The organism is Sphingomonas sp. S2-65 (assembly GCF_021513175.1).
Classification (GTDB): domain Bacteria; phylum Pseudomonadota; class Alphaproteobacteria; order Sphingomonadales; family Sphingomonadaceae; genus Sphingomonas.
In genome coordinates this window covers 3,675,368-3,696,760 of sequence record NZ_CP090953.1, presented here as the reverse complement: position 1 = coordinate 3,696,760, position 21,393 = coordinate 3,675,368, and the positions used below count along the sequence as shown (strand labels likewise).

The 21,393-nt window shown below is 67.5% G+C and carries 23 protein-coding genes; 8 read left to right on the top strand and 15 right to left on the bottom strand.

Annotated features, from left to right (window positions below):
• Positions 1-66: 66 nt before the first annotated feature.
• From LZ586_RS17535 to LZ586_RS17505, 7 genes are all read right to left on the bottom strand, one after another.
• Positions 67-1,131 (bottom strand): acyltransferase family protein, encoded by a 1,065-nt coding sequence (locus LZ586_RS17535; protein WP_235077584.1) that lies wholly within the window; start codon positions 1,129-1,131, stop codon positions 67-69.
• A gap of 116 nt (positions 1,132-1,247) precedes the next feature.
• Positions 1,248-1,661, bottom strand: a complete 414-nt coding sequence (locus LZ586_RS17530) for an Hpt domain-containing protein (protein WP_235077583.1) — start codon at positions 1,659-1,661, stop codon at positions 1,248-1,250.
• Between the two features lie 83 nt (positions 1,662-1,744).
• Positions 1,745-3,133, bottom strand: coding sequence for a ribosome biogenesis GTPase Der (gene der / locus LZ586_RS17525; RefSeq protein WP_235077582.1), 1,389 nt, complete (start codon positions 3,131-3,133; stop codon positions 1,745-1,747).
• A gap of 173 nt (positions 3,134-3,306) precedes the next feature.
• Positions 3,307-4,629 carry a PQQ-binding-like beta-propeller repeat protein gene (locus LZ586_RS17520; protein ID WP_235077581.1) on the bottom strand — a complete coding sequence of 441 codons (1,323 nt, stop codon included), beginning with the start codon at positions 4,627-4,629 and terminating at the stop codon, positions 3,307-3,309.
• A complete protein-coding gene (locus LZ586_RS17515) occupies positions 4,626-5,336 on the bottom strand; it encodes a tetratricopeptide repeat protein (protein ID WP_235077580.1) in 711 nt (236 codons plus the stop codon). The genes LZ586_RS17520 and LZ586_RS17515 overlap by 4 nt, the downstream gene beginning before the upstream one ends.
• 55 nt (positions 5,337-5,391) lie before the next feature.
• A complete protein-coding gene (panB, locus tag LZ586_RS17510; RefSeq protein WP_235077579.1) occupies positions 5,392-6,249 on the bottom strand; it encodes a 3-methyl-2-oxobutanoate hydroxymethyltransferase in 858 nt (285 codons plus the stop codon).
• Positions 6,250-6,299: 50 nt separating this feature from the next.
• Entirely contained in the window at positions 6,300-6,647 is a 348-nt protein-coding gene (locus LZ586_RS17505; protein ID WP_235077578.1) for an ArsC family reductase, read from the bottom strand.
• Between the two features lie 105 nt (positions 6,648-6,752).
• Here LZ586_RS17505 and LZ586_RS17500 point away from each other — a divergent pair, with 105 nt between their 5' ends.
• Complete coding sequence (locus LZ586_RS17500) at positions 6,753-7,151, top strand: GFA family protein (RefSeq protein WP_235079845.1); 399 nt, start codon at positions 6,753-6,755, stop codon at positions 7,149-7,151.
• Positions 7,152-7,161: 10 nt separating this feature from the next.
• Here the strand turns inward: LZ586_RS17500 and LZ586_RS17495 are convergent, their stop codons facing one another.
• Positions 7,162-7,584, bottom strand: a complete 423-nt coding sequence (locus LZ586_RS17495) for a GNAT family acetyltransferase (RefSeq protein WP_235077577.1) — start codon at positions 7,582-7,584, stop codon at positions 7,162-7,164.
• The gene (locus LZ586_RS17490; RefSeq protein WP_235077576.1) at positions 7,569-8,171 is read right to left on the bottom strand and encodes a hypothetical protein; all 603 of its coding nucleotides are present in this window, start codon (positions 8,169-8,171) and stop codon (positions 7,569-7,571) included. The genes LZ586_RS17495 and LZ586_RS17490 overlap by 16 nt, the downstream gene beginning before the upstream one ends.
• Positions 8,172-8,364: 193 nt before the next feature.
• On the opposite strand from LZ586_RS17490, the gene LZ586_RS17485 reads away from it, so the two are divergent.
• Positions 8,365-9,201, top strand: a complete 837-nt coding sequence (locus tag LZ586_RS17485) for an alpha/beta fold hydrolase (RefSeq protein ID WP_235077575.1) — start codon at positions 8,365-8,367, stop codon at positions 9,199-9,201.
• A gap of 78 nt (positions 9,202-9,279) precedes the next feature.
• On the opposite strand, the gene LZ586_RS17480 is transcribed toward LZ586_RS17485, so the two are convergent.
• The gene (locus LZ586_RS17480; RefSeq protein ID WP_235077574.1) at positions 9,280-9,579 is read right to left on the bottom strand and encodes a UBP-type zinc finger domain-containing protein; all 300 of its coding nucleotides are present in this window, start codon (positions 9,577-9,579) and stop codon (positions 9,280-9,282) included.
• Between the two features lie 167 nt (positions 9,580-9,746).
• On the opposite strand from LZ586_RS17480, the gene LZ586_RS17475 reads away from it, so the two are divergent.
• The 5 genes from LZ586_RS17475 to LZ586_RS17455 all read left to right on the top strand — a co-directional run bounded on the left by LZ586_RS17475 (position 9,747) and on the right by LZ586_RS17455 (position 13,865).
• Entirely contained in the window at positions 9,747-10,391 is a 645-nt protein-coding gene (locus LZ586_RS17475) for a sensor histidine kinase (protein WP_235077573.1), read from the top strand.
• A gap of 62 nt (positions 10,392-10,453) precedes the next feature.
• Positions 10,454-12,013, top strand: a complete 1,560-nt coding sequence (locus LZ586_RS17470) for a sensor histidine kinase (protein ID WP_235077572.1) — start codon at positions 10,454-10,456, stop codon at positions 12,011-12,013.
• Positions 12,010-12,657: a response regulator transcription factor gene (locus LZ586_RS17465; protein ID WP_235077571.1), complete on the top strand. Its 648-nt coding sequence runs from the start codon at positions 12,010-12,012 to the stop codon at positions 12,655-12,657. Before LZ586_RS17470 ends, LZ586_RS17465 begins: the two co-directional genes overlap by 4 nt.
• Before the next feature lie 87 nt (positions 12,658-12,744).
• Positions 12,745-13,092, top strand: a complete 348-nt coding sequence (locus tag LZ586_RS17460) for a response regulator transcription factor (RefSeq protein WP_235077570.1) — start codon at positions 12,745-12,747, stop codon at positions 13,090-13,092.
• A gap of 119 nt (positions 13,093-13,211) precedes the next feature.
• On the top strand, positions 13,212-13,865 hold the full coding sequence (locus LZ586_RS17455; RefSeq protein WP_235077569.1) for an FABP family protein: 654 nt from the start codon (positions 13,212-13,214) through the stop codon (positions 13,863-13,865).
• Positions 13,866-13,881: 16 nt separating this feature from the next.
• Here LZ586_RS17455 and LZ586_RS17450 read toward each other — a convergent pair whose 3' ends face one another.
• Complete coding sequence (locus LZ586_RS17450) at positions 13,882-14,982, bottom strand: FAD-dependent monooxygenase (RefSeq protein WP_235077568.1); 1,101 nt, start codon at positions 14,980-14,982, stop codon at positions 13,882-13,884.
• A 3-nt stretch (positions 14,983-14,985) separates the two neighbouring features.
• The gene (locus LZ586_RS17445; RefSeq protein WP_235079844.1) at positions 14,986-16,167 is read right to left on the bottom strand and encodes an MFS transporter; all 1,182 of its coding nucleotides are present in this window, start codon (positions 16,165-16,167) and stop codon (positions 14,986-14,988) included.
• 109 nt (positions 16,168-16,276) lie between these two features.
• On the opposite strand from LZ586_RS17445, the gene LZ586_RS17440 reads away from it, so the two are divergent.
• Positions 16,277-17,173, top strand: coding sequence for a LysR family transcriptional regulator (locus tag LZ586_RS17440; RefSeq protein WP_235077567.1), 897 nt, complete (start codon positions 16,277-16,279; stop codon positions 17,171-17,173).
• On the opposite strand, the gene LZ586_RS17435 is transcribed toward LZ586_RS17440, so the two are convergent.
• The 3 genes from LZ586_RS17435 to LZ586_RS17425 are packed head-to-tail and all read right to left on the bottom strand — an operon-like array spanning position 17,170 to position 21,169.
• Positions 17,170-19,413, bottom strand: a complete 2,244-nt coding sequence (locus tag LZ586_RS17435) for a xanthine dehydrogenase family protein molybdopterin-binding subunit (protein ID WP_235077566.1) — start codon at positions 19,411-19,413, stop codon at positions 17,170-17,172. The two genes, LZ586_RS17440 and LZ586_RS17435, sit on opposite strands and share 4 nt — an antisense overlap.
• A complete protein-coding gene (locus LZ586_RS17430; protein WP_235077565.1) occupies positions 19,410-19,871 on the bottom strand; it encodes a (2Fe-2S)-binding protein in 462 nt (153 codons plus the stop codon). The genes LZ586_RS17435 and LZ586_RS17430 overlap by 4 nt, the downstream gene beginning before the upstream one ends.
• Complete coding sequence (locus tag LZ586_RS17425) at positions 19,868-21,169, bottom strand: c-type cytochrome (protein ID WP_235077564.1); 1,302 nt, start codon at positions 21,167-21,169, stop codon at positions 19,868-19,870. Before LZ586_RS17425 ends, LZ586_RS17430 begins: the two co-directional genes overlap by 4 nt.
• Positions 21,170-21,393 lie beyond the last annotated feature (224 nt).

The window sequence follows — 21,393 nt, the reverse complement described above, 5'->3', positions numbered from 1 at the left end:
CCTGCATCTGACCCACGCCCTCGATCCGTTCAAGCAGCCCCGGCCAGGCGGTGCCGCTTACCACCGCTAGGCATGCGGCAGCCAATTGCGCCCGCGCACCCGTGCGCCGCTGCCCCACAGCGGCAGCCGGGCGTTCAGAAAGCGTCGTGCCGGGGCCTCCACCCGCAAATAGCTCCACGTCGCCAACAGCAGCAGTATCGGCACCGCCACCACTGCCGGGAAGTCGCCCTTGGTCGCCAGGAACAAGGGCTGCTGCCAAAGGTACAGCGAGAATGACAGCGTCCCCAGCCTAGTCAGCACCGGCATCGACAGCAGCCGCCGGAAGGCGGGCACCGCAAAGGGGATCATGTTCACCGCCATCCCGGCGAACAGCGTGGTCCCCGCCAAACGGAGGGGCGTCAGCGCACCTCCCGCAGGCATGCAGGCCACCGCGCACACCAGGCACAACGGCGACAGCAGCGCAGCGGCGGCGCCGCCCTGCCCGTCCGGCACGCGTGCGATTGCCAGGCGCAACGCGAACGCGAACAGCACCGAGGCTGCCCGCACGTCGGAGCGCCAGAAGAGATATACGGGGTCAGGTACGCCGTCGTAGAAGCGCGCGGCTCCGTTGATCGCCATTGCCACCGCCAGCAATAGGGCGATCGCGGCGGCCAGTGGCGCCCGTCGCCTGGAAGCAACCGCGACCAGCACAAGCAGCAGGTAGCTATGCTCTTCCACCGCGAGCGACCAGCTATGCTCGAGTAGCGGCGCTGGCTCAGCGAGATAGTTGCTGAAGAACAGCAGCGTCGCCATTGGGCTCTGCCACGAAACCGCGGCGCCGCCGACCAGCGCGGCAATGGCCATCCCCAGCGTGACCACGCCGGTATACAGCGCCAGCAGCGGCAGGACTCGCGTGCCCCGCCGCGCCACGAAGGTTGCGAGCGGCTGGCGGCGAATGACGAGCAGCTCGGCCATCAGCATGCCGCTGAGGACGAAGAACATTTCGACGCCCAGCGGCGCCAATCGTGCGAGCTGCGGCACGAAATGCCCCGCCAGCACCATCAGGATGCACAGCCCGCGCCAGCCGTCGAGCCAAGGCGTGTGGCCCGCGGGCGCCGCAAGCGCGGCCCACAAGGCCCGGAGCCGGTCCAACCGATCTGGCGGGGGCGCGGGTTCAGCCGGCAGCGATCCGGAGCATACGCTGGCGTTCAGGGGTAGGTCACGGTTGCCGAGAGCGTCGGAGGTCACCTACCTGCGCCCGGCCGCAATCAGCCGGCGACCGGGCGGCGGCCAAAGCCGGCAGCGGGCCGGCGCACCGCCAGCGGATTGGAATCGCGCTCGAGCAGCGCCAGGGTCGCTTCGAACAGCGGGCGCAGCCGGACGACATGCTCCAGCGCTTCGGTAGGGGTCTCATGCTGCTCGACGCAGTCGCGAGCGATGGTTTCGATGGTCTCGGCCAAGTCGGCGAGCGGGTCCGCGCCGAACTGGCGGGCCTCGCCCTTCAGCGTGTGGGCCGGGATCACCAGCGCTGCGGCATTCTGTGCGCGCATGGCGTCTTCGATGCGCGACACCGACTTCACGCCGTCCTCGCGGAAATAGCCGAGGATGCGCACGAAATTGACGCCGAGTTCCGCGCGCGCCTGCCCGAACGCGGCCCAATTCACCAGCGGATCATTGTCCATTCCACTCACTACCCCATTCGCCCCTTTTCGAGATGCAGGGTTATAGTTCAGCTCGGGTAAACAGGCCGTTGATGCGGCTGGATTTACTCCTTGCCGCGGTCGCGGGCACGGTCCTGATCGAAGGGGTTCTTCGGCGCGCGCAGCGTAAGGCGGACGGGCACCGCGCCGAAATCGAATTCCTTGCGCAGGCTGTTGATCAAGTAGCGCTGGTAGCTGACGGGCAACAGATCGACACGCGTACCGAACAGCACGAAGCTGGGCGGACGCGACTTGTTCTGGGTGACATAGCGCGGCTTGATCCGCTTGCCGCCAGGTGCGGGGGGCGGATTGGATTCGATCGCGCGCTCGAACCAGCGGTTGAGCTGGCCGGTCGAGACGCGCCGCGACCAGGCTTCGCGGGTCTCGAACGCGACCTTCATCATCGTGTCGAGGCCCTTGCCGGTAATCGCCGACACCGTAAGCAGCGGCACGCCCTTCACTTGTGCCAGACCTTCGTCCAGCGCACCCTTCACTCCGTTGAACAGGCTGGAGGCGTTCTCGGCCACGTCCCACTTGTTCATGACGATGATCAGCGCGCGGCCTTCCTGGAGGACGCGGTCGGCGATCTTCAGGTCCTGAACCTCCAGCCCGCGCGTCGCGTCGAGCAGCAGTACCACAACCTCGGCGAAGTCGATCGCGCGCAGCGTGTCCATGACCGACAGCTTTTCGAGCTTCTCCTCGACCCGCGCCTTTTTGCGCATGCCCGCGGTGTCGATCAGCCGCACCGGGCGGGTGCGCTCCTCGAAATCGGTCCATTCCCAGTCAACGGCAATCGAATCGCGCGTGATCCCCGCCTCCGGCCCGGTGATCAGCCGATCCTGCCCCAACAGCCGGTTGATCAGCGTCGACTTGCCCGCGTTCGGCCGGCCGACGATCGCGAGCTTCAGGATTGCGTCAGGAGAATCGGGATCCTCCTCGGGTTCCGGCTCCTCTTCGCGCTCCAGATAAGGCCGCAATGCTTCGAACAGATCGACCACGCCCTCGCCATGCTCCGCGGAGAAGGGGATCGGATCGCCGAGGCCCAGCGCCATCGCCTCGATGATGCCGGTCTCGCCCGCTCTGCCCTCGGCCTTGTTGCCCATCACCACGATCGGGCGGTCGGTGCTGCGCAACCAGCGGGCGATTTCCTCGTCGAGGGGCGTGACGCCGGCCCGCGAATCGATCACGAACAGCGCGACGTTGGCGTCCTGCACCGCCGCTTCGGTCTGCGCGCGCATGCGGCCGGGAAGCGTCGCCACATCGTCGTCCTCATAGCCCGCGGTGTCGATCACCCGGAACTCCATGCCCAGCAGCGTGGCATCGCCCTCACGCCGGTCGCGCGTCACGCCGGGCTGATCGTCGACCAACGCCAGCCGCTTGCCGACCAGGCGGTTGAACAGCGTCGACTTGCCGACATTAGGGCGCCCGATAATGGCGACGGTGGGAAGAGGCATGAAAAACAACTCACTCCCCTTCCTGCGTGCAGGAAAGGGCTAGGGGTGGATGCGCGCGTATGTGCGCCTGATAGACTGAAGCAACGGATCAATAAAGTAGCGGGCAGGACACCAGGTCCTGCCCGCTACGATAGCCCACCCTTCGATCCTGCTGCATGCAGGACGAGAAAACGTCAGCGATACGCCGACAGCGTACCCTTGCCGTCCAGCACGTACAGCGTGTTGTTGGCGACGACTGGCGGCAGCGTCACCGGCGCCTTCACATCCATGGTCGACAGCACGCTGCCGTCCTTGGGCGAGGCGAAGACCAGCTTGCCGTCCGAATTGCCGAGCACCAGCTTGCCCCCTGCCATCACCGGGCCGGTCCAGGTGATCAGCCCCGTGGACTTCTTGGCGTTACGATACTGCCCCATGTCGGCGATCCAGCGGATCTTGCCGCTCCCGCGCGACAGGCAGATCAGACGCGCGGCGTCCGTCACCACGAACACCCACTCGCCCGCGACCCAGGGGGTCGAGATGCCGGCTATGTTCTGTTCCCACATGCGGTTGCCGCTGGCGAGATCGATCGAGATCATGCGCCCGCCCTGCCCGACCGCGAACACGCGGCCCTGGTCGATCACCGGCGCGGCGTCGATATCGGACAGCGTCGAGACCGAGGTCGAGATGCTGGTGCGCGACAGCACTTCGGACCACAGCGAGCGGCCATTCTCGTAGCGGTACGCGTTGAGCTCGCCCGAGGAGAAGCCTGCGACCACGGTGCCCTGGGCTGAGGCCGGCGCCGCGACGCCGAACACACCCTGCGATTCGATACTGGCGGACCCGGTCCAAGACACGTCGCCCGCCTCCTGGGTCAGCGCGAACAGCTGGTTGTCCTGCGTCACCACATAGACATTGCCGCTCGCCAGGGTCGGCGCACCACGCAAAGGACCGCCGGGGCGCTTGCGCCAGATCTCCTTGCCGTCGGCCGCGTTCAGCGCGACGACGTCACCCAGTCCGTTGGTTGCGAACAGCCGTTCGCCCTCGACGCTCACGCCGCCACCGAAGCGCGCGGGCTTGTTGCCCTCGTCCTTGGCGGTGTTCGCCCGCCAGCGCTCGGCGCCGGTGTCGGCCGCCATCGCATGAACGACACCGCCGGTATCGATCACGTACAGGGTGTTGCCCGCGATCACCGGAGAAGCGGCCAGCCGCTCGCGCGCGCTCGGCTTGGCAACGTCCTTGCTCCAGGCGCGCGACAGGCTCTCACCGAGCGCGAGATGCCCCATGGACTTGGCCGCGTTGCCACCAGGCTGCGTCCAGGCATCGTTCGCCGCCGCCTCTGGCAGCAGCACGTCTACGCCCGCCAGCGACGCATCCGCGGCGATGTCGTTCTCCGCCATCAGGATCGGCACGCGCTCGCCCAATACGGGCGTCTTCTTGCCGGAACCCTTCAGGACGCCGCAGCCGCTGACCAGCGCGAGCGCCGCCAGGGCGGTGCCCACCCTCAACTTGGTATTCATCGAGCCTTGGTTTCCTTCGACTGATCGATGGCGTCTACGCCCAGTACACCCGCCAGCTGAACCGCGCGTTGACGAAGCGAATCGGGTACCTTGTCGCCCGCCTGGGCGATCTGGCCATACAGCTTGCCGGCTTCCGCGCGGTTGCCGGTCTTGAGATAGGCCGAGGCGACCAGTTCCCCGGCGGTGCCGAGCCACGGCGAGTTCGGATCGGTCAGCGGCTTCAACCGCTGGATCACGACTTCGGGCTTCAGCGTATCGAATTCGGTGACGGTCTGGCGGACCAGCGCGAAGTCGCGGAACGGCTTGGGATAGTCGTCCTCGCTCGCCACTTCGGCGAACTTGGCGGCCGCAGCCTTCGCATTGTTCTTCTGGAGCAACAGGTTGCCCTGCGCGATCTTCGCCATTGCGGCATAACCGGCGTCGTCGTCGGCAGCGACTGTGTTGAGCGCGGCCACGGCCTTGTCGGTCTGGCCTTCCTCGGCCAGGCGCACCGCGGCGTCATAATGCTCGCCCTGCGTTCCCGCGGCCATCCGGTTGTGGTGCTGCCAATACAGGAAGCCCGCCAGCGCGATCAGCGCCAGCACCACCGCGCCGATGATCCACAGACCATAGCGGCGGAAGATCTGCACCGCCTGCTCGCGGCGATATTCCTCGTCGACCTCACGCAGAAAGGTCTGGTCAGTCGTACCGGAAGGGGGAAGCGCCAAGATCAAACTCCATGGGTGTCGTGCGGCGGAACTCTAGTGTCGCTCGCCTAGTCGTTCAATCGCGCGCCGCATAGACCTGATCGGGCCCGGGAAAGGCCCGGGACCGGACATCGGCGGCATAGGTCTCAACCGCGGCGGAAATGCGGCCAGCCAGATCGTCGAACTTCTTCACGAACTTGGGCGTCCGCTCGAACAGCCCGAGCATGTCCTCGGTGACCAATACCTGCCCGTCGCAGGTGGTCGACGCGCCGATGCCAATCGTCGGGCAGGCGACCTTTTGCGTGATCTCGGCGGCGATCGGCTCCACCACGCCCTCGATCACCAGCGCAAAGGCGCCGGCCTCGGCGATCGCGACCGAATCCGCGACCAGCTTCGCGCGCTCTGCGTCGCTGCGCCCGCGCGCGCCATAGCCGCCCAGCACGTTGATCGCCTGGGGTGTCAGCCCGACATGGCCGATCACCGGGATGCCGCGCTCGATCAGGAAGCGCACGGTCGGCGCCATCGCCGCCCCGCCCTCTAGCTTCACCGCCGCGGCGCCGGTTTCCTTCAGCAGCCGGGCCGCGCTGGCGAAAGCCTGCTCGGGCGAGGCCTCATAGGTGCCGAACGGCATGTCGATCGCCACCAACGCGCGATAGCTGCCACGCACCACCGCTGCGCCGTGCGCCGCCATCATCTCCAGCGTCACCGGCACGGTCGAGGGCAGGCCGTAGATCACCTGCGCCAGGCTGTCCCCGACCAGCAGCATGTCGCAATGCGGGTCCATCAGCTGGGCCATGCGGGTCGTGTAGGCGGTCAGCATCACCAGCGGCTCGCCGCCCTTGCGCTTGAGCACGGCGGGCACCGTCACGCGCTTGGTAGGGGTGGGCGTAGGCGTCGCGCGGCTGGTAGCGCTGTCGAGCGTATAGGTGGACATGGCCCCTCCCTAGCGCGGAAGCTGCGTGCCAGCCAGCCTCGCCCCTCCGCTCACAGCAGCGCCTGCCCGAACCGGTCCGGCGCGAACCCGACGAGCAGCCCGCCGGGATATTCGACCACCGGCCGCTTGATCATCGATGGGTTCGCCAGCATCAACGCCTGGGCCTTTTCCGCATCGATGTCCTGCTTGTCGGCATCTGGCAGCTTGCGAAACGTCGTCCCCGCACGATTGAGCAGCGGCTCCCACCCGACCAGCGCCACCCAGCGCGCCAGCCGCGCCGCATCGATCCCCGCCGACTTGTAGTCGTGGAAGCCGTAGGCGACGCCATTCGCGTCCAGCCAGGCACGCGCCTTCTTGATCGTGTCGCAATTCTTGATGCCGTATACGGTGATCGTCACGTCTCATCCTCGGTGTTCATCGGGGCGGATGCGACGATAGCGCCCGGCGCGCGAAATGCAGCCCGCCATGGCGATGATCCAGCCGCCGAGGTAGACTTGTTCGAGATGATCGAGCGACTCGCCACCTGCCGCTGCGAACAACTGCGGGCGCGATGTACCGGCGAGCCGGTGCGCGTGTCGGTATGTCATTGCCTGGAGTGTCAGAAGCGTAGCGGCAGCGCCTTTTCCGCGCAGGCACGCTGGCCCGAAGATCAGGTCGAAATAACCGGTGCCTACAGCGAATGGTCCCGGACCGGCGATAGCGGCGGCCGCGGCACTTTCCGCTTCTGCGCGGAGTGCGGCGCAACCGTGGCCTATGTGATAGACCGCATGCCGGGCCTGATCGCGATCCCGGTCGGCGCCTTTGCCGACCCGGATTTCCCGTCGCCCGCCTTCTCCGTCTACGAAGCGCGCAAGTACGGCTGGGTCGCCATAACCGGCGCCGACGTCGAGCATCACCAATAGCGGCCGGCGCTTAGTCGTTCAGGAAGCGTCCGAGCGTCACCACTGGCTGGCGCTCCATTCCCAACGCCTGGTAGAACCCCAGCGCCGCTTCATTGTCCTCGCGGACCATCAGCTGAACCTTGGGGCATCCCCGCACCTTCAGCCACGCCTCCGCTGCGGCCATCAAGGCGCGGCCCAGCCCGGCGCCGCGATGAGACAGGTCCACCGCCAGATAATAGATCCAGCCGCGATGTCCGTCGAACCCCACCATGACGCTGCCGACGGCCTGGGCAGCGTCGCGCGCCACCAGTACCGCCGCGGTCTGCGTGCGCAGCGCCAGCGTGAAGTCGGCGGCGGGATCGTTCCACGGCCGGGTCAATCCGCAAGCACGCCACAGCGCGACGACTTGGTCCGCATCGCCCTCACTCGCTTCGCCGATCAGCGGAACAGGCACGTCGTCCCCGCCCAGAGCTGCGTCACGCGCCCGGTCTCGCCGCTCGCGCTGAGCAGGCCCGACATGCCGCCCGACCGGAACTCGACGCCTAGGCTTGAATCCTCGACATCGACCTTGATCGAGCGTTCCATCTCGCCGCGCGTCGTGCCGATGCCCACCCCGCTCATCGTGGTGAAGCGGCCCGGAAATGCGTCATCGACGTCCCAGCCGACGAACTTCGCGTCCTGGAAGAACAGCGTCAAACCGCCTTGATAATCGACGCTGTCGAGTGCCCCGGCCGGGCATTCGGGATTGTTCGTCTGGTTCTCGGGCTTACCCAAGGTGGCGGTCGCCGCCCGCAGCACCTGATCCCGCGACATCGCGAATGCCAGCTGCCGAGCCGATCCGGTACCTTGCACCACCCTCAGGCCGTCAGGCGCCAGGCTCAGGCCCGGCGACGCCTGCGCGGCGGCGCTGGCGTTCCCCTGTGGAACGAAGATGTCATCGGCGTTGGTGCCGCCGACCGCCTGCTCCGACTGGTTCGGGACGTCGGGCGCGCCGCAGGCTGACAGCGGCGCCAAGAGGATGGCAATTGCAATGCGTTTCAATGGTTTTCCTCCCCTGGGTCAATCTCGCACCATCGGCCCTGGCGCACAACCGCGCTGGCGCAGACGGGCTGAACCCAGGGTGAGCAGCCAAGCGCGCTCGCCCGAAACCTCCGTATGATATCCCGCGCGCGTATCTGCGGGATAGGTCTCGGTCGAAGGGCGGTGGTTCCACTTGCCCGGATGGAGGAAGAGCATGGCTTACATCACCACTGCCGACGGCGTAGATATCTTCTACAAGGATTGGGGTCCCAGGGACGCGCAGCCGATCGTGTTCCACCATGGCTGGCCGCTTTCGTGCGACGACTGGGACACGCAGATGCTGTTCTTCCTCGGTGAAGGCTTTCGCGTCGTCGCACATGACCGCCGCGGCCATGGCCGCTCCGCGCAGGTGAGCGCAGGGCATGACATGGATCATTATGCCGCCGACGCCTCGGCGGTCGCCGAACATCTCGACCTGAAGAATGCCGTCCATATCGGGCATTCCACCGGCGGCGGTGAAGTGGCGCGCTATGTCGCCAAGTTCGGCCAGCCGCAGGGCCGTGTCGCCAAGGCGGTGCTGGTCAGCGCGGTGCCGCCGCTGATGGTCAAGACCGACGCCAACCCGGACGGAACCCCAATCGACGTGTTCGATGGCTTCCGCGAGGCGCTGGCCGCCAATCGCGCGCAGTTCTTCCTCGATGTCGCGACCGGGCCGTTCTACGGCTTCAACCGCGACGGCGCGACCGTGTCGGAGGGAGTGATCCGCAACTGGTGGCGCCAGGGGATGATGGGCGGCGCCAATGCACATTACGAGGGCATCAAGGCGTTTTCGGAAACCGACCAGACCGCCGATCTCCAGGCGATCACGGTCCCGACCCTGGTGCTGCAGGGCGACGACGACCAGATCGTCCCCTATGCCGACGCTTCGCTCAAGCAAGTGGAACTGCTGCAGAACGGCACGCTCAAGATCTACAAGGGCTTCCCGCACGGCATGCTCACCACGCACGCCAACGTGATAAACCCGGATCTGCTCGCCTTCGTGCGCGGCTGACCCCAGGCGGCCCTATGGAGAAGGGAGCGGATGGCATCCGCTCCCTTCTTTGCGTCTGGGCTCGTTGAGCCTGCCGGGTCAGTAAAACCGCGGAATAGGTCCGCGCTGGGGCGTCTGGTCGGGCAGTTCCACTTCGACATCGTCGACATAGCACCATCCCCAGCCCTCGGGTGGGTCATAGCCCTCGATGATCGGGTGGCCGGTGGCGTGGAAATGGGCACGCGCGTGGCGGTGTGGCGACTGGTCGCAGCAGCCGACGTGGCCGCATGCGCGGCACAGCCGCAGATGCACCCATTCGCTGCCGATCTTCAGACACTCTTCGCACCCCTTGGCGCTCGGGGTCACGTCGCGGATCGTTCCAATATGCGAGCACGGCATCAATGCATCTCCTTCGTGGTTGCAGGCATCGGGTCTTCCGCGTTCCGGAGGCTGGAGCCATCATACACAGGTGTTGCCTGCCAGCGAGGCATGCAAACCTGCGTATGATGGCGCAGCGCATGCGCTTGGGTTCAGGTGCGGCATCAGCCCCATCGAGGATCGGCACGATGCACGCGACCACAGCACCCCATCCGGCACCGCCGCAGGCAACGGTCCTGCCCGGCACAATGATGCCCGGCGCGGCAGACGAGGTGAACCACCGGATGGCCAACCACCTTCAGCTTCTTGCCGCTCTGATCGCCGTGGAGGCGCGCGGCGTATCGGATCCCGAGGGTTTGGCGGCGCTCGAGCGGACGCAACAGCGCATCGCCGCGATCGGTGGCGTGCATCGGCACCTGTATGCCGGCGGCACCGGCGAAGTCGACATGGGCGACTATCTGGAAACGCTCGGTGAGCAATTGTCGCTCAGTTGCGCCCGTCATCGCCGCGTCCTGGTGGACGCCGAGACGGTGCCGGTGACGAGCGCCACCGCGTCGTTGATCGGCATCCTGGCGACCGAACTGGTCACCAACGCCTGCAAGCACGCTTATGCGGCAGGCGAAGCGGGCGGGATACTGATCGGGCTGCGCCGGCTTCCCGGCGGAACGTGCCGATTTACGGTGGAGGATCGGGGTCGCGGAACCCGTGGGCACACGGGCCGGACCGGTCTCGGCACCCGACTGATCGACGCGAGCGTGGCTAAACTCGGCGCGGTCGCAAGATGGGAGGACGCTTGCCCAGGCACCCGCTTCCGCATGGATGTCCGGTTCTGAGTCGAACGGACTTTACCTGCACAGGCTTGCGATCTTCCGTCTTGTCCGCCAGCGTAATGGAGATGGGATGGCCATTGCGGTCGTTGCGGGAGGCGGCAGTGCGCGGGGACGGGGTTGCGGCGCCATGGCTGGCATACGCGCAGATGGGGGTCGCCGCGCTGCTCGCGCTCGGCGTGTTCGCGCTCGACATATTGAGCCCGCTGCAAGGCGCAGTGGCGGTGCTGTACACGATCGTGGTGCTGATCGTCGCGCGCGAGCAGCGGCGTGGCGCGGTGCATGCCGCGGGCGCGATCTGCGCGGGCCTGGCGATCCTAGGCTATTGGATCAGCCACAGCCATGACGGGCTTGGGTCACCGGCGATGCGGCTGGCCGTCAGTCTGGTAGCGATCGCGACCACCGCCCTGCTCTGCGCGCGGCAGATCACCGCCTCGGCAGAGCGCCGCCGTGCCGATGCGCGCTACGGCACGATCTTCAACGCCACGGGCTTCCCGATCTGGGAATCAGACTGGTCGCCGGCCTATGCGATGCTGCGCGCCGGCGAGCCCCCCAGCCTCGACATGGTCCAGCGCGCAGGGGGCGCGTCGTTCATCCGCGACGCGAACCAAGCGGTCGCGGACCTGTTCGGCTATGCGGATCGCTCCGAGCTGATCGGCGCCAACATCATCAGCCATCATACTGCCGCCGCGCAGACCGCGCAGACCCGTATTTTCGAAAAGCTGCTGCGCGGCGAAGCGCCGATCGAGGAGGAAGTGCAGTTCCGAACCACCTCGGGCGAGGTGATCGACGTGGTGCTTCGCGTCACGCTGCCTCCAGATCACCAAGGCTGGAAATCCGTCCTGATCACCGCGCTGGACGTGACCCAGCGCAATCGTGCGCAATCGCGCCTGGCGGAGTCGCAGGCCGAGCTGACGCACATGGCGCGGGTGACTACGCTGGGGCAGCTTGCGGCCTCGATCGCGCATGAGGTCAACCAGCCGCTATCGGCGATCATCACTTATGCGAAATCCGGGACGCGCTGGCTTGCGCGGGAAGCATCGGAAGCGACCGAAGTTGCCGACTGCCTCGACCACATCGCCGCCAACGGCACGCGCGCGGCCGATGTGATCGCGCGGATCCGCGATCTTGCGCGCAAAGCCGACCCGCAGCAGGAGGTCGTGCAGGTCGCGCCGCTGATCGCCGACACGCTGGCTATCCTGGAGCGTGAGCTCAGCGCAGGCGACGTGACGATGCGCGTCGCTTGTCAGGAAGCGCTGCCCGATGTGCGCGGAGACCGGGTGCAGCTACAGCAGGTGCTGATGAACCTGTTGCTCAACGCCAAGCAGGCGATGGCGGACACGCCGGTCGAGCGTCGCGCCCTTTGCATCGACGCTCGGCATGACGGCACGCACGTGCTGATTGACGTCAGCGACTGCGGCGTGGGGCTGGCGGGCACCGATCCTGAAAGCCTGTTCCGCCCGTTCTTTACCACCAAGCAAGAAGGGATGGGCATGGGCCTGTCGATTTGCCGCTCGATCGTCGAGCAGCATGGCGGGACGCTGGCGGCGGTCGGCAATACCGATGGCGGCGCCACCTTCAGCTTCCGCCTGCCCGTTCTGGAGACCCACGAAAGGATCGCCGCATGACCCCGGCACCAGAGTGCATCTGCGTCATCGATGACGATGCCGAAGTCCGCGGCTCGATCGGCAGCCTGTTGCGGTCGAGCGGGTACGACGTCCGCCTGTACGATGGTCCCGCCGCCTTCCTCGCCGCAGGCGCGCCGGACGTCCCTTCCTGCCTGGTGCTCGATATCCGCCTGTCGGGGGAAAACGGCCTGGACTTCCAGGAACGCCTTGCCGGCCACGGCGTGGCGTTGCCGGTGGTGCTGATCACCGGACATGGCGACATCCCGATGACCGTGCGCGGCATGCGCGCCGGCGCCGTCGACTTCCTCCCGAAGCCGTTTGGCGACGAGCAATTGCTGGCCGCGGTCGCCGCCGCGCTGGACGTGGATCGCTCGCGCCGAGCAGAGGCTGCGGGTGCAGCGGCACTTACCGCCAACTTCGCGGCGCTCACGCCGCGCGAAAAGGAGGTGATGGGCCTAGTCGTCACCGGGCTCATGAACAAGCAGGTGGCGGCAAGGCTGGAACTCAGCGAAATCACAGTCAAGATCCACCGCGGCAATGTGATGCGGAAGATGGAGGCACAATCGCTCGCCGACCTGGTGCGCATGGCCGAGCAGCTCGGCGTTCGCGACGAGAGCATTCACCGATATAACACGTCCGTATGATGGCGGGTTCGCAGGAACGCCCCCATATCAGCGTCTTGCCGGCGGTTCGCCCGGCTTCGGAGTTCTGCGTTGCCCCAGTCCAGATCAGTGGCGATCGTCGATGACGATCCCGGCGTCCGCGGCAGCATCGCCAGCCTGGTGCGGTCGGCGGGAATGGTCGGCGAGCAATTCTCCGACGGGTTCGCGCTTCTCGCCAGCGGCGATCTGGAGGCGATCGACTGCATCGTCACCGATCTGCACATGCCAGGCATGGATGGCCGCGCACTGCAGCTCGAGCTGGGTCGCCGCGGCTGCCACCAGCCGCTGATCGTGATGACTGCGTTCCCCACCCCGGCCGCACGCGACGAGATGCTGGCAAGCGGGGCTCGCGCCTTTCTGACCAAACCCGTCGATCCCGACGCGTTGCTCGAGGCAATAGAGCAGGCGATCGGCTAGCGGCATCTGCGGCCCGCGCATATCTAGGTATAGATGCGCGGTTCAGCTGCCGGCCTAGACTTGCCAGCGGACGGTGGCCGGCCTGGCCGCGGTCCGCTCCTCGATCAGGGACACGGATCATGACCTCAGCGCCGCACGATATCTTCACCGAGCCAAGCGATGTCGATCCCGACACACTCGCGAATCTGGGGCCCCTGCGGCGGCTTGCCGGCCGCTGGCGAGCTCGCAAGGGCGTCGACCTCAATCCCAAGGCCGAAGGTCCCGAGCGGCGGGTCTTCATCGAGACCATCGACTTCCAGCCGATCGATCCGCAAGCGAACGGACCGCAGCTGTTCTACGGCCTGCGCTATCACCTCCACATCACCACCGAGGAAGAGGACATCACCTTCCACGACCAGGTCGGCTATTGGCTGTGGGAGCCCGCGACCGGCCTCGTCCTCCAGACGGTGGCGATCCCGCGCGGCCAGGTCGCCATCGCAGCAGGTCAGGCCAAACCCGATGCGGACGAGATCATCGTGTCGGCCAAGCGTGGCGAGACGGAATACGGCATCTGCTCGACGGCGTTCCTGGAACAGGCGTTCCGCACCGACAGCTACCGGATCACGCTCACCTTCCATGCCGACGGCACGTGGAGCTACGTCACCGATACCGAGCTGATGGTCGAAGGCCGCGACGCGCCCTTCAATCACCAGGATCGGAATACGCTGCATCGGATCGGCGAGGCGCGGCCCAATCCCTGGGCCGCGATCCTGGCAAAGCGCGCGGCGGGCTGAGGCCCTGGGGCACCTCTCAAGCGAGAGAGGCGCCCAACCTGCGGCCATATCCGACGATGGCCCTTCCCGCCTGCACGCGCTCGGCCTCGAACGCGGCGCGCGCCTCGGGCGTCCATCCCCGCTCGACCGCCAGCGCCAGCGCCATGGCATCCCCTGCAGCTTTGGCGACGCCCATCGCCGTGTGCGGCCGCGCGACGAACGCGGCATCCCCGATCAACGCGAGACGTCCGTCCGCCATCCGCGGTGCTTCCATGTCGAAGATCGCCTGGGCAAAGGGCTGTGGTTCGGCTGCGAACACGTCGGCAAACGCGGCGGGCAGCAACTGGCGTGCCGCTACGAGGAGTGCGTCCCTTGCCTGTGCGGACACGCCGCCCGGGGCCAGCGAGAACGGGTGTGTGCGCCCCTCTGTGTCGGTGAGCGTCCGCGCAAGATCCACGGTCCTGCGATACCAGACCGCGTTGTAGCGACGCTCGCCAGGCTCCAATTCGCCCTGCGCGCCGGCCACGGTGTAACCGAGCGCCTGCCCGCCGGGCATGTGAAAGAAGGCGAAGCGGCCGGACAGAATGTCGGCCGCCGAGGGCGGCAGAAGCTGTTCGGGCACAAGGGCGCGCCACGCGACATAGCCGGCATAGGTCGGCCCCGGATCGCCGGGCAGCATCGTCCTGCGTACTGCCGAACCGATGCCGTCGGCACCGATCACCAGGTCCGCCTCGACATGCTTGCCGTCGCCGAGCTCCAGCCACGCCGCTTTGGCATCCTGGCCGGCAGCCACAACCGCCTGGCCAAGATGATAGCCCTCGTCGTCGATCAGCATACGAACGGCGACATAGAGGTGATCCCAGGAGACCTGCATCTGGGGCCGCGGGTCGCGCTGGATCACCGCGCCGCTGCGCTCGAGCGCGATGCGCTCGCGCGCGACCACCCCCAGCCGACTCACCTCGTCCAGGCCCAGGGTTCGCAGCAACACGAACACTTCCTCCTGGGCGACCAGTCCGGCCCCACGGCCTTCCAGTCCGCTGCGCGACCGTTCGAAGACGAGGACCTCATGGCCGGCGCGGCGCAGGAGCGCGGCCGAGAAGAGGCCCGCCATCGAGCCTCCCGCTATGGCGATGCGCATGGCTCAACCCTTCCGCTTGATGCCGGCGAGCTGGATCAGCACGCCCGCCGCCGACAATGCGCCACCCAGGATCGTGACGGCGGTCCAGCCGTTCGCGCTCCACGCCCAGGTCGCGGCCGCCGACCCGCCGGCGCCACCGAGGAACATCGCCCCCATGAAGATCGTGTTGAGCCGCGCCCGCGCTTCGGGCCGCAGCGCGTAGACGATGTGCTGGTTCGACACGAGCGCGCTCTGCACGCCGAAATCGAGCAGGATGACGCCGACCACCAGTCCGGCGATCGAACCCCACAGCCCGAACACCGCCCAGGCGGCAAGCGTCATCGCCGCGCCCAGCAGGATCACCAGCTTGGGCCCGCGACGATCGGCGACGCGTCCGGCGACAGGGGCCGCCAGCACGCCGACTGCGCCGACCACGCCGAACAGGCCGGCCACGTCGGCGCCCAGTCCGAAGCGCGGCTCCTGCAGCCGCAGCGCAAGAACCGTCCAGAAGACGCTGAACGCGCCGAACAGCAGCGCCTGGGTCACCGCCGCCTTGCGCAGTGCGCCGAACTCGCTCCACAGACCGCCCAGCGAGTGGATCAGCCCCGCATATCGCAGCTGCGAGTCAGGCACGCTGCGCGGAAGCCGCACGGCCATGACTGCGCCGGCGCCGAGCGCCATCGGCACGCCCAGCCAAAACATCGCGCGCCAGCCGGCATGGGTGGCGACGAAGCCCGCCAAGGTCCGGCTGAGCAGGATACCGCAGAGCAGGCCAGCCATGACCGTTCCGACAGTGGCGCCACGCCGCTCGGGAGTGGCCAGATGGGCCGCCAACGGCACAATCTGCTGAGCGACGGTGGCCAACACGCCGACAAGCAGCGAAGCGGCGATGACCATACCCGCATCGGGCGCCACCGCCGCGATGGCGAGGGCGACCGCCAGGCCGATGAACTGCACGACGATGAGCCGCTTGCGCTCGATCAGGTCGCCGAGCGGCACCAGCAGGAACAGCCCGGCCGCATAGCCCAACTGCGTGGCGGTCGGCACCAGCGCGGTCATCGATCCGGGAAGATCGCGCTCCATGATCCCGAGCATCGGCTGGTTATAATAGATGTTAGCCACTGCCACGCCTGCCGCCGCGGCCAATGCGAAGGTCAGCCCTCGGCCAAGCTCGGCCTGAACTGGTGTGTCTCCATCCTGTGCCATCGTCGTCACGCAAACCTCCTGCTTCAGCGGCGCTTCGGCTGTCATCTGGGCCTGATCGCCTCACAGCATAAGTAGCGCTTTTCGCAAGGCCGGCTTATCATCCAAAGATATGATCGACCTGGCCGACCTCGCCGTACTCGTCGAAGCCGTGCAACAAGGCAGCCTGTCGGCGGCCGGTCGCCGGCTGGGCCTCACACCGGTCGCGGCTTCGCGCAGGCTCGCCGCTCTCGAGGCAGAGCTTGGCGTGCGGCTGGTGCATCGCACCACCCGATCGCTGTCGCTCACCCCGGAGGGCGAGGCATTCCTGCCGCATGCCGAGGCGATGCTAGACCATGCCGAGGAGGGCCGTGCTGCCGCTGCGCCGGGGGCGGCCGATGTCTCGGGCGTGCTCCGCATCGCAGCCTCGGTGCCGTTCGGCCGCAAGGTGGTGACGCCGATGCTGGCCGGGTTCCTCCGGGCACATCCACGGTTGCGGGCCGAGTTGCGGCTGAGCGACGCATTGGTCGACGTCGCCGCACAGGGGGTGGATGTGGCGCTGCGATTCGGCGAATTGCGCGACAACGGGCTTGTCGCCCGCAGGCTCGCGGACAACCCGCGCAGCCTCTACGCATCGCCCGGCTACCTTGCCGAACATGGCAGCCCGACGACGCTGGACGACCTGCGGCGTCATGCCTGTCTTACCGTCCCGGGATCGACTCACTGGGCGTTCGAGCGCCATGGCCGCGCGGTTCGCCAGGCGGTCGGCGGCCGTTTCGTCGCCGACAGCGTCGACGCATTGCACCAGGCAAGCCTCGACGGACTGGGGATCGTGCTTCTGTCCGAATGGAACGTGCGCGACGACGTCGATGCCGGACGGCTCGCGCCGATCGGCCTTGTCGACGCGGCTGTTCCCGACCAGGGCATTTGGGCCGTGCTGCCGACGCGGCGCTTTCTTCCCCGCCGGACCCGCCTGTTCCTGGATGCGTTCGCCGCGCACCTGGCAGCGGCACCCGCGCCGGAGCCTTAGACGCCGATCGCCGCCTTCAGTCGAACAGGCGTGAGCGGCATGGCGCGCAGGCGAACGCCCGTGGCATCCGCGATGGCATTGGCGAGCGCGGCTGAGGTCGGGCCCTGCGCTGTCTCGCCGGCGCCGAGAAACGGCATGCCCGGCCGGTCCATCACTTCGATCTCGATCGATCCCGGCGCTTGGTCGAAGCGAAGAATGGGATAGCTGCCCCAGTCGAAGCCGGTGCGCTTGCTCTCGTCGAAGGTCATTTCCTCATGGATCGCCCAACTGAGCGACTGAAGGATCCCGCCCTCGACCTGGTTGCGAATGCCATCGGGATTGGCCGGCTGGCCAGCATCGACCGCGGCGGCGACGCGGTGGATCGTGATCTCACCGGTTTCGCGCTCGACTTCGATCTCCATCGCGATCGCGCAAAACGCGCCCTGGTTCTTGTAGCGCGCAAAGGCCATCCCGCACCCACGCCGGCCGTCTCCGTTCGGGCGCCGCTCCCATCCGAAGCGCCGTGCGGCGGCCAGCATCACGTCTCGCGCACGCGCGTCGCACATATGCGCCAGGCGGAACGCCAATGGATCGACCCCGCCCGCCAGTGCCAATTCGTCGAGCATCGATTCCAGGCTGAAGATGTTGAGGTGCGCGCCGAGTGATCGCAGTGCCGAAACGCGCAGCGGCATCTCCGGCACGAAGTGATAGCGCACGTTCATGTTGGGGAAGTCGTACAGGGGATTGGCGTTCCGGTCGCCGTCCCCTTCGGGCATCGGGATCGGCTTGGCTTCCTGCATCGGAAAGCCGCGAGCGACCTCCTGGGCGACGGCATAGCCGCCTGCCTTGACCGGACGGTTGTTGTGGGAATTGCTCCACACCCCATAGTCCCAACTCGAAATGCGTTTGTCGGGGCCGATCGACGCCTCGACTTCCGTCACCATCGCACAGCCAAGCGGCTCCCAGCCGAATTCCTGCTCACGCATCCATTGCAACCGGATCGGCCGTCCCGGCATCGCCATCGCGATCGACGCGGCTTCGGCGGTGACGTCGTCGGCACCATTCTGGCCGTAGCAGCCTGCCGAGGCCGTATGGATCACGCGCACCTTTTCAGGCGGGAGCCCGACGAGTTCTGCGGTGGCGCGCTGCATGTCGAACACGCCCTGGCTGTGCGACCAGAGAGTCAGCGTGCCGTCGCGAAACAGGGCAACCGCGCACGAGGGACCGATCGAACCATGGCTGTACCAGGGCCGGCTGTACTGCGCCCGTACGGTGTGCGTGGCGGGGCGATCTCCGTCATGCGTGTCGAGCACGATGATCTCGCGGCTGGGTAGTGCTTGAAGATGGTGCACCCCATCGGCGACAGGAAGCGGCGGGCGGGTGCGCAGATAGTCGCTGGCCTGCGCGACCCGCATCGCTTCGATCGCCTGCCACTCTTTCTGCGCGACGACCGCGACGAAGGCGCCATCGCGTACCACCTTGACCACGCCCGGCATCTTCGCCGCGGCGGCAAGCTGCGGCGCGGCCAGCCGGGTTCCGTAGCTCGGCCCGCGCACCACGCGGGCGTGGAGCATGCCAGGCAGCCGCAAGTCCTGGAGATACGCCGCGCCACCGGTCAGCTTCGCGGGGATGTCGACCCGCGGCAGGGAGCGACCCAGCGTCCGATACTCAGCCGGGTTACGCCTGGGGGCATCCGCCACCGCCTCGACATGCAGCGACAATGCCGCGGCAAGTGGTCCATAGCCAAGCCGCCGGCCGTCGGGCGCTACGACGTGGCCGTCGCCGGTGGTGCTGAGCGTATCGGTCGCCACCTTCCACTCGCTTGCCGCCGCCCGGGTCAACAGCATACGGACATTGGCGGCGGCACTGGCGATCGCCGTGCCGCCGTCCTGCATCGAATGGCTGCCGGCGGTCAGACCTTCGTCGGGTGTGCGCGCGGTATCGGCCGTGATCAGGGTGATCGCGCCAGCCGGCAGATCGAGCTCCTCCGCGGCCACCTGAAGCAGTGCGGTGCGGATGCCCTGGCCCAATTCCGCCTTGCCCGAGAATATGGTCGCGGTTCCATCTGGCGCGATCCGGATCCACGCGTCGAGCGCGGGGGTGTTCTTCAAGCTGCCGGGAAGATCGGGCCGCTTGACCTTCGGCGCCCCGCCCCCTTCGCCGCCGCCAGCCAATTGCGCGACGGCCCGACCGCCAAGACTAAACGCCACCAGCAGGCCGCCGGCTGCCAGGAGTTCGCGCCGGTGCAGCTTCGCGTTCATGCCGACGTCCCCGATGCGCGGCGGATCGCACGCAGGATGCGCATGTGCGTGCCGCAGCGGCACAGGTTCGGCTGCATGTGCGTCCGGATCTCCGCCTCGCTAGGTGTTGAATTCACGTCGAGCAGGGCCTGTGCGCGCATGATCATCCCGGCGATACAATAGCCGCACTGGGCCGCCTGTTCGTCTTCAAAGGCACGCTGAAGCGGGCTCATCTCCTCGGCAGTGCCCAGCCCCTCGACGGTGCGAACCGATCGTCCTTCCAACGCGGCGAGGGGCGTGACGCACGAGAATGCCGCCTGGCCGTCGATCTGCACCGTGCAGGCGCCGCATTGCCCCAGGCCGCAGCCATATTTGGCGCCGTTCAGTCCAAGCTCCTCGCGAAGCACGTAGAGCAGTGGCGTGGCGGGATCGACGTCTACGCGGTGCGACGTCCCGTTTACGGTGAGCGTGACGGTCATGGCTGTGTCCCCTGCTGGCGAGCGTTGCGCACGGCCTTGGCGAGCTTCGGCCAAGCGGGATTCGCGGTGTATCGCGCGCGGGCATAAGCGAGCACCGCGGCCACTTGGGCGTCGGTCAGGCTGGTGGCGAAGGGTGGCATCTTGGGGCCGCGCCCCGCGACCGGAGGTTCGATCCCTTGCAGCACGGCCTGGATCGCGCTGGTCGGATCGCTGTCACCCAGATCGCTCGACAGCGCCAGGGGCGGCCTGCCCTGCACGGCCATCGCCGCGCCAGATCCGTGGCATCCCGCGCAAGCCCCCGCAAACAAAGTCGCACCCTCGGGTTCGCGGCGCGACGCCAGATCGGCGCGATCGATCAGGCTGCCTGGGCCATGGCCGGCGCCGCCGCCCATTTTGCTGGCGAAGTAATTGGCGAGTGCGCGGACATCGGCTTCAGGCACCGTCGACAGGCTCTCGACCACCGCGCCCATCGGCCCTGCCGCGGCGGAGTGATCGGGCGAAACGCCGGTGCGCAGGAAAGTGAAAAGCGCATCCGCGGTCCACCGCCGCGCGGCCGGGTTGCTGCGATCCAGCGGCGGGGCGCGCCATCCCTCGGCCACTCCCCCCGCATAGGCGCTGCTTCGCTCCTCACCGCCCGCCAGGTTGCGGGGCGAATGGCAAGCGGCGCAGTGGCCCAGCCCTTCGGCGAGGTACGCGCCGCGATTCCACTCGGCCGACTGGCCCGGATCGGCGGCGATCGGCCCCTTGTGCAGGAACAGCAGCTTCCAACCCGCGAGCAGCGGCCGAAAGCCCAGCGGGAAAATCAGACGATTGGACGGCGTGACCGCGCGCACCGGCCGGCGCGTCATCAGAAACGCATAGATCGCCGCCAGGTCGGCGTCGGTGACATGCGTGAAATGCTCATATGGCAGGGCCGGATAGAGGTGGGCGCCATCGCGCCGTACGCCATCGCGCATGGCGCGCGTGAAGGCCGCGAGCGACCAGCGCCCTATACCGGTCTCGGGATCGGGCGTGATGTTGTTGGCATACAAGGTCCCGAACGGCGTGGGCAGCGGCCTTCCGCCGACAAGCGGGCGCCCGCCCGCCGCGGTGTGGCAGACGGCGCAATCCCCTAGCTTCGCCAGCACCGCCCCGCGCGCGACTTGGCTCGCCGCGAAGGATTGCGGCGGGGGCGGCGCGATCGGTGCGATCGACGGCCGCCACGTCGCTGCGAGCGCAAAGAGCGCCGTCGCGAGCAATAAGGGGCCCCAGCGCCAAAATGTCCGCCTTGCGGCCGCGAGGAAGGTGCGAACGATCATTCGACATGGCTAGCTCGCGCCGATCAGAGCGCCAACTATATCAAGGTATGTCGGCAAGCCGCCGCAGAAGAGCCGCAGCGCCGGAGCCCCGGCCGCGGCGCGCAATCCACGTCAAGCCGGCCACTCCCCTTCCCGCCTCGCTCACCCTCAAACCTAGGTATTATTAGAACAGCGCGACCCTCTTCTTAGATCGCCTCCGACGCGAAATCAGGATGCCGCTAGCG

Coding starts and splice junctions, on each gene's coding strand:
- LZ586_RS17530 (WP_235077583.1), bottom strand. CDS start 1,661: ATGGACAATGATCCGCTGGTGAATTGGGCCGCGTTCGGGCAGGCGCGC.
- der (WP_235077582.1), bottom strand. CDS start 3,133: ATGCCTCTTCCCACCGTCGCCATTATCGGGCGCCCTAATGTCGGCAAG.
- LZ586_RS17520 (WP_235077581.1), bottom strand. CDS start 4,629: ATGAATACCAAGTTGAGGGTGGGCACCGCCCTGGCGGCGCTCGCGCTG.
- panB (WP_235077579.1), bottom strand. CDS start 6,249: ATGTCCACCTATACGCTCGACAGCGCTACCAGCCGCGCGACGCCTACG.
- LZ586_RS17500 (WP_235079845.1), top strand. CDS start 6,753: ATGATCGAGCGACTCGCCACCTGCCGCTGCGAACAACTGCGGGCGCGA.
- LZ586_RS17485 (WP_235077575.1), top strand. CDS start 8,365: ATGGCTTACATCACCACTGCCGACGGCGTAGATATCTTCTACAAGGAT.
- LZ586_RS17480 (WP_235077574.1), bottom strand. CDS start 9,579: ATGCCGTGCTCGCATATTGGAACGATCCGCGACGTGACCCCGAGCGCC.
- LZ586_RS17475 (WP_235077573.1), top strand. CDS start 9,747: ATGCACGCGACCACAGCACCCCATCCGGCACCGCCGCAGGCAACGGTC.
- LZ586_RS17470 (WP_235077572.1), top strand. CDS start 10,454: ATGGGATGGCCATTGCGGTCGTTGCGGGAGGCGGCAGTGCGCGGGGAC.
- LZ586_RS17465 (WP_235077571.1), top strand. CDS start 12,010: ATGACCCCGGCACCAGAGTGCATCTGCGTCATCGATGACGATGCCGAA.
- LZ586_RS17455 (WP_235077569.1), top strand. CDS start 13,212: ATGACCTCAGCGCCGCACGATATCTTCACCGAGCCAAGCGATGTCGAT.
- LZ586_RS17450 (WP_235077568.1), bottom strand. CDS start 14,982: ATGCGCATCGCCATAGCGGGAGGCTCGATGGCGGGCCTCTTCTCGGCC.
- LZ586_RS17445 (WP_235079844.1), bottom strand. CDS start 16,167: ATGGCACAGGATGGAGACACACCAGTTCAGGCCGAGCTTGGCCGAGGG.
- LZ586_RS17440 (WP_235077567.1), top strand. CDS start 16,277: ATGATCGACCTGGCCGACCTCGCCGTACTCGTCGAAGCCGTGCAACAA.
- LZ586_RS17435 (WP_235077566.1), bottom strand. CDS start 19,413: ATGAACGCGAAGCTGCACCGGCGCGAACTCCTGGCAGCCGGCGGCCTG.
- LZ586_RS17430 (WP_235077565.1), bottom strand. CDS start 19,871: ATGACCGTCACGCTCACCGTAAACGGGACGTCGCACCGCGTAGACGTC.
- LZ586_RS17425 (WP_235077564.1), bottom strand. CDS start 21,169: ATGATCGTTCGCACCTTCCTCGCGGCCGCAAGGCGGACATTTTGGCGC.